Here is a 13,239-nt window from a genome sequence, read left to right on the forward strand (position 1 = left end):
GGAGACGGGGTCAATGGCACGGTTCAGTGCGGTAATGCACCGCTGGGGTCGACACGCTCGCATCATGGCGCTGTTCGTTGGCGGCATCGGCACCGCATCGGTCGCGGCAGCGGAGCTCCCGCAGTACGACGTTAATTCGCAGATCCGGTTGTGTCCCATGGCGTCGCAGTCGTTCGCCTACGACACCAGTTATCTTAAGAATTTCAACATACTGGTGCAGGGTCAGGATGACTGGTTGTTCCGCTCGGAGGCGGAACTTCCGGAACAGTACGGGCCGACTCAGGAGGGGCTGAGGCACCTTGAGCGCTTCGCCCGTCACCTGAAACGGACCACAGGAACCGAGCTGGTTCTGGTGTTCCAGCCCACCAAGGGACTGGTGCACCCGAACAAACTGCCGGAGCACTCGTCAGTGAAGTTTTCCTGGCCCTATGCCCGCAGCAATTATCTGGACGCGCTTGCGAAGTTCCGCCAGGCGGGCCTGGTGGTTCCGGACCTGGGGCCATTGCTGGACGAGCCTGACCGGGAGAAGGCGTATTACTTCAAGCGTGACCACCACTGGACGCCCTACGGTGCCCGGCGGACGGCGCGCATTGTAGCTGACCGCATTCGCCAGATGCCGGCCTATCAGTCGTTGTCGCAAAAGAGCTTCGAGACTCGGCGCACCGGCCTGATTCGCAAAAACGGTTCACTACAGGACGCCGCAGAACGGATCTGCGGGCAAGCCTGGCCGACCCAGTACGTCGATGAGTATCGCACTGAGCTTGCCGGCGATGCCGCCGCTGGCGAGGCGAATGCCCTGTTTGGTGATGAGAGCCTGCCCCCGATCACACTGGTCGGCACCAGTAACAGTAAGGGCGCGCAGGATTACAACTTTGCGGGTTCACTGCAGGAGTTCCTCGGCGTGGAAATCCTGAACGTGGCTGTCGCCGGGGGCAGCTACGATGGCTCGATGTTCGAGTACCTGATGTCGGACAGTTTTAGGCAGTCGCCTCCCAAAATCATCATCTGGGAGATACCCGCCTACCACACCCTGGACAGCGCTGAATTTTATCGGCAGATCGTGCCGATGGTGAGCGACGGTTGTCAGGGAAAACAGCCGGTTCTGCAGGAAACCACGCCGGTGAAGGCTGGCACCAACGAAGTTCTCTACAACGGCGGTGGCCAATTCCTGGAGCTGCCCAGCGACGAGTACCTGGTTGAACTGCAGTTCAGCGACCCCGGCGTCAAAGAGGTCGATGCCTTCATCTGGTATGTGTTTGGTCGCAAGGACCGGGTGGACCTGGAGTATGGCGCCCGAGTCGAAACCACCGGACGGTTCATGTTCGAGCTGCCCGCCGGCGAGAGCTGGAACGACGAATTGTTCATGTCGCTCGATCTGGAGCTCGAACCAGAGCAGGTCAGCGACGGCTTGACGGTGACGGCCAAGGTGTGCCGTCGCCAGGACAAATGAAGCAAACCCACCCGTAATTGGGAGTTGGTATGAGGATCGGACAAACAGACATGGTTGGAAATGCCGGACGAGTCCTACTGTCCACGGCACTGGTCTCGTCCCTGGGAGTGGCCTCGGTTGAGGCCGCACAGTGCTACGAGGACGGCTTACGCGCACCGATCGGCTACTACCAGATACCGGAAGCCCGGGATGGCGGCTCGTATGACTGCAAAGTGATTGAGCCGTATCAGGGCAGCATGAGCTTCACCAGCAAATACGAAGGCAGCGACAGCGCCCGCAATGAACTCAACGAGGACGCCTATCAGGCTTATCTGGATGCCACCAAGACCATCCGGGGCTTTGAAAAAACAGTCATTGCCGGTGCCGATGACTACCAGGTGGATGGCGACGGTCCGGCCGCACGGGACTGTGTCCTGGAAAATCTTGATACCTGGGCCCAGGCGGATGCGCTTCTGCCCGATGAGATCAACCACGTGGGTCAGGCGGTGCGCAAGTGGGCGCTGGCCGCCGCTGCCAACGCCTATCTTCGGGTCAAGCTGTCCTCCGACGACTCAGCGCTGGCCACCGACCGGCTGAACCGCATTGAAGCGTGGTTCGACGAGGTCGCCAACGGGGTTCGCGGCTACTACACCGACCGTGAACCCCGGAAGGTCAATAACCACGATTACTGGGCCGCCTGGGCGGTGATGGCCACCTCGGTGGCCACGGAAAATTGCGACCACTGGAACTGGTCCATGAGCAAGTTCGAGGAAGCCATGGGCCAGATCAGCAGCGACGGCTACCTGCCCAAGGAACTGAGCCGCCAGGACCGGGCCCTGGAATACCTCAACTACGCCATGCAACCGCTCACCGCGATTGCGGTGTTTGCCGAGGTCAATGGTGTCTCGGTACACGAGCAGTATGGCAATGGCTTCGCGACGCTGGCCCAGAATGTGGTGACCGGGCTGGACGATTCCTCCGCCATCGAAGCCATCACCGGGTACCCGCAGATCACCGACGGTCTGCACACGGCCTGGGGCCTTGCCTGGATGCGTCCCTGGACTGAAATCTGGGGCGATCTACCCGGTATGAACGCGTTCATGACGGCGTACGGCCCGGTCAAGAACACCCGGCTGGGCGGTGACATCGAGTTTCTGTATCGGGTGGATCCGCGCTGGCCAACCGGCCGGGATCCCTTTCCCCCCGGCGAAATTCGCCTCGATTTTTAAACGACTCAGAAAAGGATGGTCGTGCTCGCGCATGACGGTCCCCGCCCCCGGGAGTTTGTTTCCGGGGCATCAACCAAGCAAGTGAAGGAGCAGGATTATGATACCAGTCATACTGTCAGGCGGTTCCGGTTCGCGGCTCTGGCCGCTTTCCCGTCAGGCCTATCCGAAACAGTTTCTGCCGTTGCTTAATGAGGACAGCATGTTTCAGCAGACTCTGGCCAGACTGCCACAAGACGACGTGGAAGCACCGGTTGTGGTCGCCAATGACGAACACCGTTTCCTGGTGAAAGAACAGCTGGATGCCATTGGCCAGAAGCCGCAGTCTATTTTGCTGGAACCCTTTGGCCGGAACACCGCTCCGGCAGTGGCCCTTGCGGCGATCCAGATTGCCCGGAAGGATCCCGCCAGCATTATGCTGGTGTTGCCCGCAGACCATGCGATCAGCCAGACCAAGCCCTTCCATGAAGCAATAGCGAAGGGATTGAAGGTCGCCAAAGATGGCGCCCTGGTCCTGTTCGGTACCACACCGGATCGCCCGGAAACCGGCTACGGCTATATTTCTGCCGCAGGCCGCGAGGATGATCCGGGCGGCCCACGACCGGTCCGGAAGTTCATTGAGAAGCCGGACGAGGCTACCGCGCGTCGGTTGCTCGACGAAGGTGGCTACTTCTGGAACAGCGGGATGTTCATGTTCCGGGCCGATGCCTACCTTCGGGAACTGAAACGGCACAGCCGGGATATCTACGACACGGCACTGCTGGCTTCGCGCAGCCTGTCGGAAGACCTCGGCTTCAGCCGGATCCCGCCGGAGATCTTCGAACACTGCCCGGACGATTCCATCGACTATGCGGTGATGGAAAAGACCACCCGTGCCACCCTGGTTCCGTTGGATGCCGGCTGGAGCGATGTGGGGGCCTGGTCGTCGATCTGGGACATCAGCGAAAAAGATGAACAGCAAAACGCCGTGTATGGCGATGCCTGCCTGGCAGACAGCTCCGGCTGCCTGATCCATGCCCCGGAAAAGCTGGTAGCCATGGTGGGCGTGGACGATCTGGTGGTTGTTGATACCAAGGACGCCCTGATGATCGCCCCCCGCGACCGTGTCCAGGAGGTCAAGGGTGTGGTTCAGAAGCTGAAAGCGGAGGGGCGCCCGGAAACCCGCATCCACCGGGAAGTGTTCCGGCCCTGGGGCAGTTACGACAGCATCGACAACGGAAACCGTTTCCAGGTCAAACGCATCACGGTGAAGCCGGGGGAACGGCTGTCGCTCCAGAAACATCACCACCGGGCCGAGCATTGGATCATCGTGCGCGGAACCGCCGAAGTCTCCCGGGATGACGAAACCTTTCTGCTATCGGAAAACGAATCCACCTACATCCCGATTGGTTCGGTGCATCGGCTGTTCAATCCCGGAAAGATTCCATTGGAATTGATCGAGGTCCAGTCCGGTGCCTACCTGGGAGAGGACGACATCGAGCGCCTTGATGACCGGTATGGACGAACGGAACCGGCACAGGACACGCGGGAGCCGGTACAGGAACCCCAGGAAGAAGAGGAAATTCCGGTGATGGAGAGCCGGGTTGGATAAATTTCGGGCCGATGGGCCGGGCTCAGGTCCGTCGGCGTGCCCATGCTTTGGTTACCGAGAGGAGAAATCTGGTGGATTTTAAATGTTTCAAAGCCTACGACATCCGTGGTCGGGTGCCGGATCAACTGAATGCCGAAATGGCAGAGCGCATTGGCAAGGCCTACGTGGCCGTGACAGGGGCCCGCAAGGTGGTCGTGGGCTACGACATCCGACTGTCCAGTCCACAGATTGCCGATGCCCTGAATCAGGGCCTGATGGCTGCGGGGGCCGATGTCTACAGCATTGGGTTGTGCGGCACCGAGCAAATCTATTTTGCGACCAGTCATTTCCAGTTGGACGGCGGTATCATGGTCACGGCCAGCCATAATCCCAAGGATTACAATGGCATGAAGATGGTCGGTCCCGGTGCCCGGCCAATCAGCTCCGATAACGGCCTGACCGATATCCGCGACGGTGCCCAGGATGACTTGCCGGATGCGGCAGACCCGGGGACCCTGAAGAGTCTGGATGTCACCGGGCCCTACGTGGAACACCTGCTCGGCTATGTTGACCGGACCAGCCTCAAGCCACTGCGGATCGTGGTGAATGCCGGTAACGGTGGTGCCGGCGAAGTTATCGATGCGCTCGAACCCCACCTGCCGTTCGAATTCTACAAGGTCCATCACAAGCCGGATGGGACCTTTCCCAACGGCGTGCCCAATCCGCTGTTGAAAGAGAACCGTTCGGCGACGTCCATGGCCGTGCTCGCCAGTGATGCCGCCATGGGTATCGCCTGGGACGGCGATTACGACCGGTGTTTCTTCTTCGACGAGAAAGGGCGTTTCATCGAGGGCTACTACATTGTCGGTCTGCTGGCGGATCAGTTCCTGCGCAAGTCTGGCGGCGGCAAGGTGATCCACGATCCCCGTCTGGTCTGGAACACCCGCGAACTGGTGTCCTCCGCCCGCGGCGTCGCGGTGGAAAGCAAAACCGGACACGCGTTCATCAAGCAGCGGATGCGGGAGGAGGATGCAGTGTATGGCGGCGAAATGAGCGCCCATCATTACTTCCGAGACTTTGCCTACTGCGACAGTGGCATGATCCCCTGGTTGCTTGTCGCCGAGCGACTGTGCCAGTCCGGCCAGACCCTGTCGTCACTGATCGATGCCCGGATCGAGGCATTCCCGGCCAGTGGTGAAATCAATCGGACCGTGGACGATCCTTCGGTCGTTCTCGAGGCTATCGAGGGGATTTACCTGCGCGACGCGATGTCGGTGAATCACATTGATGGCCTGAGCATGGAGTTCGAGCACTGGCGGTTCAATCTGCGGATGTCGAACACGGAACCGGTCATCCGGCTGAACGTGGAAAGCCGCGGCGACCAGACGCTGATGGAGGAGCGAACCGAGGCATTGCTGCGTCAGATCGAACAGCTCTCGGAACCCATTCCCGGTCACCGGGAAGCGGTTACGCTCTGATCCCGGCGCCGGAGCGGCGTCCCGCTAGGTCAGCGGCGCCGGCTCGACCTGAACGTGTTGGGTGTCGTCGGCCACGCCGACGACACCGTCCTGCACCGTGATCTGCAGTGACATGCCGCGCTGGGCCAGGCTGGCCAGTGCCGCGGTTGACTCCTGGGGCAGGTCGATGACGGTCAGGTTACCAAAGCGTTCCAGCTTGTGGTGATGCTTTTCCCACCATAGCGGAACGGCGCGCCCGCCGTAGGTGTACAGAATGACCTGCTTCGCCCGGTTGCAGGCTTTTCGTAACCGGCCTTCCTCCGGCAGCCCCAGCTCAATCCAGAGTTCAATCTCGTCACTCAGGCTTTTTCGCCACAGCTCGGGTTCGTCGTCGGTGCTCAGGCCCTTGGTAAACTCCAGGTGTTCATCGGCATTCAGGGCAAAGGCCAGCAGGCGGATCATCATGCGCTCGTCCGTTTCCGACGGGTGCTGGGCGATGGTGAGATGGTGGTCCGCGTAGTAATGCCGGTCCATGTCGGCAATGCTGAGCGTGGCCTTGAAGATTGTTGCTTTGAGCGCCATGAGCCTTCCGGAATAGTATGGGGCGATAAGTATGCGCTAGTGTAGTGCAATTCTCCCCCGGATGAGCATGATGACATGCCGATGTTGCGCGGTTTTTTGATTCTGGTTTTGTTTTTCCTGTTCGGTGAAGCCCTGCGTCTGGTGTTTCTGATACCGGTCAGTGGTGGCGTGCTCGGTATGATCGGGATGACCCTGACCCTGATGGTAAAAGGCAGTGTCAGCGACTCGTTGGCAGCGGCCAGTCAGGGGCTGATTTCGGTGTTGGTACTGCTGATCATGCCCGGGGTCGTCGGGGTATTTTTCACCGCAGACCAGTTCAGCGGACAGTGGCTGGCGGTTGCGGTGGCGTTGCTTGTTGGCACCTTTCTGAGTGTCCTCACGACGCTGCTGCTGATGAAATTCCTGGTTCAGGGCCGCAACCGGAGCCAGGCCAATGACTGAGCGACTCTGGTCACTGGTGGAGGTGCTGTCGGCGAGCCCGACCCTGGCAATCGGCCTCACCTTGGGTGCCTTTTTCGCCGGTAACTGGGTTTTCGCCCGGATGGGGCGCCCGCTATGGCTGCCGCCCGTTGTGCTGGCGGCTGTCATGCTGTCGGCAACCATTGCCATCCTGTCTCTGGATTACGCCCGATACCAGGACGGTGCCCGGTGGCTGACGGTTTTGCTGGGGCCGGCGACAGTTGCCCTGGGTATTCCGCTGTACCAGCAGATGCACCACATTCGGGCTTTGTGGCGTCCAATCCTGTGCACTTTGCCGGTGGCGGCGACGCTCGCGGCGGTCTACGCCGTCGTAATTGCCTGGGCGCTGGGTGCGACCCCGGAGGTGCTGGCGTCACTGGCGCCGAAGTCGGTGACCGCGCCGATCGCCATCGGCATCACCGAGCAGCTCGGAGGCTCCGTTCCGCTGATGATGGGCGGGTTGTTGATTACCGGAGTGGTTGCCACCCTGTTCGTTGATCTGCTGGCCGGCCTGCTGCCGGTGGACGACGAGCGCATCCTCGGTTTCGCCCTGGGCCTGAACGGACACGCGGTAGGCACCGCCAGGGCCTTCGAAATCAGCCACACCGCCGGTGCCTTTGCGTCCCTCGGCATGGGACTGACCGGGGTGTTCACGGCCCTGATACTGCCGCTGGTTTTCCACCTTTAATACCTGCCCCAAATAAGGTCATTCACCTCGCGAATAAGGTCATGTCGCAATTTCGATTGCTGTTCCGGGTTTCCACGACTAGTTTTTAGCGCAGTCATCTGGTGCGAATGTGCGCCGATGCGCCGCAAAATTCTTAAAACAGCGACGGAAAACGCGATGAAAAAACTACTGACAGCTTTTGTTGGTTCCATGGCCCTGGCCGCCGCCCCGATGGCGATGTCTGCCGAGGCGAACAAGGAACTGAAAATGGCGTACGACGCCGACCCCGTGACCCTGGATATCCATGAGCAGCTCTCCGGCGGCATGTTGCAGTTGAGCCACATGACCTTTGACCCGCTGCTGCGCTGGACCAAGGACCTCGGCTTCGAGCCGCGCCTGGCCAAGAGCTGGGAACGTGTCGACGAGAACACCATGCGCTTCAAGCTGCGCGAGGGCGTGAAGTTCCATTCTGGCAACGAGCTGACCACCAAGGACGTCAAGTTCACTTTTGACCGTCTGAAGCAGAGCCAGGACTTCAAGGCCATTTTCAAGCCGTTCAGCGAGCTCAAGGTGGTTGACGACTACACCTTCGAACTGGTTACCAGCGAGCCCTACCCGCTGCTGCTGAACACCGCGACCTACATCTTCCCGATGGACAGCGAGTTCTACACTGGTGAGACCGACAACGGCCAGAGCAAGAGTGCCATCACCAAGCACGGTAACTCCTTCGCCTCCGAGAACCTGTCCGGTACCGGCCCCTACGTGGTCACCGGCCGTCAGCAGGGCGTGCGTGTGGAGTTCGAGCGTTTTGACGACTACTGGGACACCGAGTCCCCGGGCAACATCGGCAAGATCGTGCTGACCCCGATCAAGGAGAACAACACCCGTGTCTCCGCGCTGCTGTCCGGCGGTGTGGACTTCATCGCGCCGGTGCCGCCGACCGATTTGGAGCGTATCCGCCGTGACAAGAACGCGGATCTGGTGACCATGAGCGGCACCCGCATCATCCTGTTCCACATGAACCAGGACCGGGTCGAAGCCTTCAAGGATCCGAAGGTACGCCAGGCCATCGCCTACGCCATCAACCAGGAAGGCATTGCCGCCAAGATCATGAAAGGCTTCGCCACGCCGGCGGCCCAGATGTCCCCCGACGGCTACCAGGGTCACAACGAGTCCCTGACGCCCCGGTTTGACGTGGCCAAGGCCCAGCAGCTGATGAAAGAGGCCGGTTACGAAGACGGTTTCACCATCACCATGATGGCGCCCAACAACCGCTACGTGAACGACGACAAGATCGCCCAGGCGGTTGCCGCCATGCTGGCGCGGATCAACATCAAGGTTGACCTGAAAACCCTGCCCAAGGCCCAGTACTGGCCCGAGTATGACGCTCGCGCGGCCGACATGATGATGATCGGCTGGCACGCGGACACCGAGGACTCGGCCAACTTCTTCGAGTTCCTGACGTTCTGTCCGGATGCCGACACCGGCGCCGGCCAGTACAACGCCGGTAACTACTGCAACCCGGAAATCGACGCCATGGTGAACAAAGCCAACGTCGAAACCGACCTGGACAAGCGGGCTGCAATGCTGAAGGAAGTCGAGCAGCGCCTGTACGACGAGGCCGCCTTCGTGCCCCTGCATTGGCAGGACCTGGCCTGGGCCAGCAAGAAAAACGTGAAGATCGAACCGATCCTCAACGTCATGAACTTCCCGTACCTGGGTGACCTGGTCGTGGAATAACAGCCCCTATGGGCGGACCGGCTTCGGATCAGTCCGGAGCCGGTCTTTTGTTTGCAGAATTATCCGGTAAATTTCCATGTTAGCGTTTTTAGTTCAGCGGATTTCCCAGGCAGTGCTGGTCATGTTTGTGATCAGTGTGATTGCCTTTGCCATCCAGGATGGCCTTGGTGACCCGCTTCAGCAGATGGTGGGCATGTCCGTCTCCCAAGAGGAGAGGGAAGCGATCCGTGACGAAATGGGGTTGAACGACCCGTTGGTGGTGCAGTACCTGAAATTTGCCGGTAATGCCCTGCAGGGCGATCTGGGCACCTCCTATTTCTATGGTAAACCCACCCTCGATGTCATTCTTGAGCACCTGCCGGCCACCCTGGAACTGGTGATCGGTGCCAGCCTGATTATCCTGGTGTTTTCGGTGCCCATTGGCGTCTATGCCGCCATCCGGCCCCAGGCCTGGCTGTCCAAATTCTTTATGGGTGTCAGTACCGTGGGTATTTCCATCCCGGTGTTCCTGACGGCCATCGTACTGATCCAGCTGTTCTCCATCGGCGTCACCGTGGACTGGTTCCCGGAAGACGCCGGCTGGGGTCAGTGGCTGAACGCGGCCTTGTCTACCGAAGGCGGCCTGCCCTCCTACGGCCGTGGCGACGAACTGACGCCTCTGTTCGGCACCTGGAATTCCGGCTTTTTCTCCCAGGGCGGCATCCTGCATCTGGTTCTGCCGTCGATTTCGCTGGCGTCCATCATGCTGCCGTTGTTCATCCGCCTGATCCGGGCCGAGATGATGGAAGTGCTGCAGAGCGACTACATCCGGTACGCCCGGGCCAAGGGTCTGAGCTCTGCGCGTATCAATTTCCTGCACGCGCTCAAGAACACCATGCTGCCGGTGATCACCGTGGGCGGTGTGCAGATCGGGATCATGGTGGCCTACACCATCCTGACCGAGACCGTGTTCCAGTGGCCGGGTGTCGGGCTGATGTTCCTCGAAGCCATTACCCGCAGCGACATTCCCCTGATCGTGGCTTACCTGATGGTGGTAGGTCTGATCTTCGTGATTACCAATACCGTGGTGGACCTGATCTATGGCCTGGTGAACCCCACGGTAAAACTGACAGGTAAGAAAGCATGACGACGGCGACTCTTTCACGCTGGGATCGCTTTCGCGAGTCCTTCCTCTGGTACAGCTTCAAGCGCGACAAGGTGGCCATTGCCAGCTTCGTGGTGCTGGTGCTGATGGTGCTGGCGGCCATTTTTGCGCCGCTGCTGGCGCCGGCCGATCCCTACGATCTGGCCCAGATCAACATCATGAACTCCGAGCTGCCGCCGGTCGGCCTGGACGGCTCCGATTCGGCCTTTCCCCTGGGCACCGACGCCCAGGGCCGGGACCTGCTCTCCACCATTCTCTATGGCACCCGGGTGTCGTTGCTGATCGGTTTTGGTGCCGTGCTGCTGCAGGCGGCGCTGGGTATCCTGTTCGGCCTGCTGGCGGGCTACCTCGGCGGCCGGGTGGATTCCATCCTGATGCGCATTGCCGACGTCCAGCTGTCGTTCTCCACCCTGATGGTGGCGATCATTGTCGGGGCGGTGTTCAAGGCCAGCTTCGGCAACCTGATGTTCGGCGAGATCGCCATCTACATGCTGATCTTCATCATCGGTGTGTCTGAGTGGCCGCAGATCGCGCGGACGGTGCGGGCCTCGGTGCTGGCGGAGAAGAAAAAGGAATACGTGGATGCGGCCAAGGTGATGGGCTTCCGCACCGGCCGGATCATGTTCCGCCACATTCTGCCCAACACCCTGTCACCGATTTTCGTCATTGCCACGGTGCAGATCGCCAACGCGATCATCTCCGAGGCGGCGCTGTCGTTCCTGGGCCTCGGCATGCCGGAAACCCAGCCCTCGCTCGGCTCACTGATCAAATCCGGTTTTGACTACATCCAGAGTGGCTCCTGGTGGATCACCCTGATTCCCGGCCTGGTGCTGGTGGTACTCGTACTGGTCATCAACCTGTTGGGTGACTGGCTGCGGGATGTCATGAACCCACGGCTGTACAAGGGGTAACGTCATGTCATTACTGGAAGTAAGAAATCTCGACGTCCGCTTTGCAGTGCGCGGCGGCGACCTCACGGCCCTGCGCGGCATCAGCTTCAGCCTGGATAAGGGCGAGCGACTCGGGCTGGTGGGCGAATCCGGCGCCGGTAAATCGGTAGCGGCCTTCTCCATCCTGAACCTGATTGCCCGGCCCGGTTACATCGCCGGGGGCCAGATCCTGTTTGAGGGCAGGGACCTGGCGGCCATGAGCGAGCGCGAGCTGCGGAAAATCCGTGGCAACCGCATCGCGATGATTTTCCAGGATCCGATGATGACCCTGAATCCGGTGCTGACCATCGGCACCCAGATGGTCGAGGCCATCAAGGCCCATCGCCGGATCAGCACCAAAGGTGCCCGGGATATTGCCCTGGAAAAACTGCGCAAGGTGCAGATTCCGTCCCCGGAAAAGCGCCTGGATCAGTATCCCCACGAGCTCTCCGGCGGGATGCGCCAGCGGGTGATCATCGCCATCGCGCTGCTGTTGGACCCGGAAATCATCATTGCGGACGAGCCGACCACGGCGCTGGACGTCACCATCCAGGCGGAAATCATGGCCCTGCTGCTGGAACTGTGTGAGCAGGAGAATGTGGCCCTGATGCTGATCACCCACGACCTGGGCGTGGTGTCCCAGGTCACCCAGCGCATGCTGGTGATGTATTCCGGCCGGATCATCGAACAGGGCCCGACCCGGGAAATCATCAACGATGCCCAGCATCCCTACACCCAGGGGCTGATCAACGCGTTGCCCCAGATGGGCGAGCCCGGTGAGCGGCTGTTCCAGATTCCCGGTTCCATGCCGTCCCTGAAGAACGTGCCCACCGGCTGCCCCTTCCACCCACGCTGCAAGTTCGCCACCGACCAGTGCAAGCGCACCATGCCGGAATATGTGCGCTCCGGAAATGTCGATGTGGCCTGTTACGAAGTCAGCAACCTTATTGAGCAGGAGAAACGCATGCAGGAGGTGGGATCGTGACCTCCCCGTCATCCACACTTGTGGACATTCGCGGACTTGAGAAGAAGTTTGACCTGTCCGGCAGCCTGCTGGAGCAGATCTCGTTCAAGGGTGGTCGCTTCCAGCGCAAGCAGGAAGCCGTGCATGCGATCAACGGCGTCGACCTGCAGGTGCAGAAGGGCGAGGCCCTGTGCGTGGTGGGCGAATCCGGCTGCGGCAAGTCGACGGTGGCCCGCACCGTGATGGGGTTGTTGTCACCCAGCGCCGGCGAGATTCATTACGATGGCCAGCGTATTGATAATCTGGATGGCAAGGAGGTGTTGCCCTACCGCCGCAAGATGCAGATGATCTTCCAGAATCCGTACGCGTCCCTGAATCCGCGGATGACCATCCAGCAAACCCTGGAAGAGCCCATCCGTTTCCACCAGCCGAACGCCAAGGACATTGAGGTTCGCGACAAGGTGCATGAAGTCATGCACTCGGTCGGTATCGATCCCGACTGGGGCAGCCGGTTTGGTCACGAGTTTTCCGGTGGTCAGCGTCAGCGTATCGCCATTGCCCGGGCGCTGGCGGTGGATCCCGAATTCATTGTTGCCGACGAACCGATCTCGGCCCTGGACGTGTCGATCCAGGCCCAGGTGCTCAACCTGCTGATGGATGCCCAGGAGAGCCGCAACCTGACCTACCTGTTCATCACCCATGACCTGGCCGTGGTGGAGCACTTCGGCACCCGGGTGGCGGTCATGTATCTGGGCCGGGTGTGCGAGCTGGCGGACACCAGAACCCTGTTCAGCACGCCGCGGCATCCCTACACCCAGGCGCTGTTGTCGGCCATTCCGAAACTCGCAGACGACCGGCCCAGCCATATTCGTCTGCAAGGGGAGGTGCCCACCCCGGTGCAGCTGCCGTCCGGGTGCGTTTTCCACGGTCGCTGCCCCTACGCCAACGAGCGTTGCCGGCAGGAAATTCCCCAGTTGATTGCGACCGACGGTGGCACCCAGGTGGCGTGTCACGCCGTCGAGGAAGGGCGCTTGTAACAGGGTTGCCGCGATAGGCTATCATGCCTGACATT

At 60.5% G+C, this 13,239-nt stretch carries 12 protein-coding genes; 11 read left to right on the top strand and 1 reads right to left on the bottom strand.

What is annotated here, in order from left to right; genetic code table 11:
- Positions 1 to 13: 13 nt before the first annotated feature.
- The 4 genes from QQF73_RS14095 (at position 14) to QQF73_RS14110 (ending at position 5,703) form a co-directional block, all read left to right on the top strand.
- Positions 14 to 1,450 carry an alginate O-acetyltransferase AlgX-related protein gene (locus QQF73_RS14095; protein ID WP_228743379.1) on the top strand — a complete coding sequence of 479 codons (1,437 nt, stop codon included), beginning with the start codon at positions 14 to 16 and terminating at the stop codon, positions 1,448 to 1,450.
- A gap of 29 nt (positions 1,451 to 1,479) precedes the next feature.
- On the top strand, positions 1,480 to 2,658 hold the full coding sequence (locus QQF73_RS14100; protein WP_219867858.1) for an alginate lyase family protein: 1,179 nt from the start codon (positions 1,480 to 1,482) through the stop codon (positions 2,656 to 2,658).
- A 97-nt stretch (positions 2,659 to 2,755) separates the two neighbouring features.
- Positions 2,756 to 4,246 carry a mannose-1-phosphate guanylyltransferase/mannose-6-phosphate isomerase gene (locus QQF73_RS14105; RefSeq protein ID WP_219867859.1) on the top strand — a complete coding sequence of 497 codons (1,491 nt, stop codon included), beginning with the start codon at positions 2,756 to 2,758 and terminating at the stop codon, positions 4,244 to 4,246.
- Between the two features lie 71 nt (positions 4,247 to 4,317).
- On the top strand, positions 4,318 to 5,703 hold the full coding sequence (locus tag QQF73_RS14110) for a phosphohexomutase domain-containing protein (RefSeq protein ID WP_285368596.1): 1,386 nt from the start codon (positions 4,318 to 4,320) through the stop codon (positions 5,701 to 5,703).
- A gap of 24 nt (positions 5,704 to 5,727) precedes the next feature.
- Here QQF73_RS14110 and QQF73_RS14115 read toward each other — a convergent pair whose 3' ends face one another.
- Positions 5,728 to 6,264 (bottom strand): YaeQ family protein, encoded by a 537-nt coding sequence (locus tag QQF73_RS14115; RefSeq protein WP_285368597.1) that lies wholly within the window; start codon positions 6,262 to 6,264, stop codon positions 5,728 to 5,730.
- Positions 6,265 to 6,339: 75 nt separating this feature from the next.
- On the opposite strand from QQF73_RS14115, the gene QQF73_RS14120 reads away from it, so the two are divergent.
- From QQF73_RS14120 to QQF73_RS14150, 7 genes are all read left to right on the top strand, one after another.
- Complete coding sequence (locus tag QQF73_RS14120; RefSeq protein ID WP_219867862.1) at positions 6,340 to 6,705, top strand: CidA/LrgA family protein; 366 nt, start codon at positions 6,340 to 6,342, stop codon at positions 6,703 to 6,705.
- Entirely contained in the window at positions 6,698 to 7,411 is a 714-nt protein-coding gene (locus QQF73_RS14125) for an LrgB family protein (protein WP_219867863.1), read from the top strand. Before QQF73_RS14120 ends, QQF73_RS14125 begins: the two co-directional genes overlap by 8 nt.
- 156 nt (positions 7,412 to 7,567) lie before the next feature.
- Positions 7,568 to 9,130, top strand: coding sequence for an ABC transporter substrate-binding protein (locus QQF73_RS14130; RefSeq protein ID WP_285368598.1), 1,563 nt, complete (start codon positions 7,568 to 7,570; stop codon positions 9,128 to 9,130).
- Between the two features lie 76 nt (positions 9,131 to 9,206).
- Positions 9,207 to 10,256: an ABC transporter permease gene (locus tag QQF73_RS14135; protein ID WP_219867865.1), complete on the top strand. Its 1,050-nt coding sequence runs from the start codon at positions 9,207 to 9,209 to the stop codon at positions 10,254 to 10,256.
- On the top strand, positions 10,253 to 11,185 hold the full coding sequence (locus QQF73_RS14140; protein WP_285368599.1) for an ABC transporter permease: 933 nt from the start codon (positions 10,253 to 10,255) through the stop codon (positions 11,183 to 11,185). The genes QQF73_RS14135 and QQF73_RS14140 overlap by 4 nt, the downstream gene beginning before the upstream one ends.
- 4 nt (positions 11,186 to 11,189) lie before the next feature.
- Positions 11,190 to 12,188, top strand: a complete 999-nt coding sequence (locus tag QQF73_RS14145; RefSeq protein ID WP_219867866.1) for an ABC transporter ATP-binding protein — start codon at positions 11,190 to 11,192, stop codon at positions 12,186 to 12,188.
- Positions 12,185 to 13,204, top strand: a complete 1,020-nt coding sequence (locus tag QQF73_RS14150) for an ABC transporter ATP-binding protein (protein ID WP_285368600.1) — start codon at positions 12,185 to 12,187, stop codon at positions 13,202 to 13,204. The genes QQF73_RS14145 and QQF73_RS14150 overlap by 4 nt, the downstream gene beginning before the upstream one ends.
- Positions 13,205 to 13,239: the final 35 nt, after the last annotated feature.

The sequence above is a fragment of the Marinobacter albus genome (assembly GCF_030238305.1).
GTDB classification, from domain to species: Bacteria; Pseudomonadota; Gammaproteobacteria; order Pseudomonadales; family Oleiphilaceae; genus Marinobacter; species Marinobacter albus.

Excerpts from the sequence above, each read along its gene's own strand:
- QQF73_RS14115 (WP_285368597.1), bottom strand. The coding sequence starts at position 6,264 with ATGGCGCTCAAAGCAACAATCTTCAAGGCCACGCTCAGCATTGCCGAC.
- QQF73_RS14105 (WP_219867859.1), top strand. The coding sequence starts at position 2,756 with ATGATACCAGTCATACTGTCAGGCGGTTCCGGTTCGCGGCTCTGGCCG.
- QQF73_RS14095 (WP_228743379.1), top strand. The coding sequence starts at position 14 with ATGGCACGGTTCAGTGCGGTAATGCACCGCTGGGGTCGACACGCTCGC.
- QQF73_RS14135 (WP_219867865.1), top strand. The coding sequence starts at position 9,207 with ATGTTAGCGTTTTTAGTTCAGCGGATTTCCCAGGCAGTGCTGGTCATG.
- QQF73_RS14120 (WP_219867862.1), top strand. The coding sequence starts at position 6,340 with ATGCCGATGTTGCGCGGTTTTTTGATTCTGGTTTTGTTTTTCCTGTTC.
- QQF73_RS14145 (WP_219867866.1), top strand. The coding sequence starts at position 11,190 with ATGTCATTACTGGAAGTAAGAAATCTCGACGTCCGCTTTGCAGTGCGC.
- QQF73_RS14130 (WP_285368598.1), top strand. The coding sequence starts at position 7,568 with ATGAAAAAACTACTGACAGCTTTTGTTGGTTCCATGGCCCTGGCCGCC.
- QQF73_RS14100 (WP_219867858.1), top strand. The coding sequence starts at position 1,480 with ATGAGGATCGGACAAACAGACATGGTTGGAAATGCCGGACGAGTCCTA.
- QQF73_RS14140 (WP_285368599.1), top strand. The coding sequence starts at position 10,253 with ATGACGACGGCGACTCTTTCACGCTGGGATCGCTTTCGCGAGTCCTTC.
- QQF73_RS14125 (WP_219867863.1), top strand. The coding sequence starts at position 6,698 with ATGACTGAGCGACTCTGGTCACTGGTGGAGGTGCTGTCGGCGAGCCCG.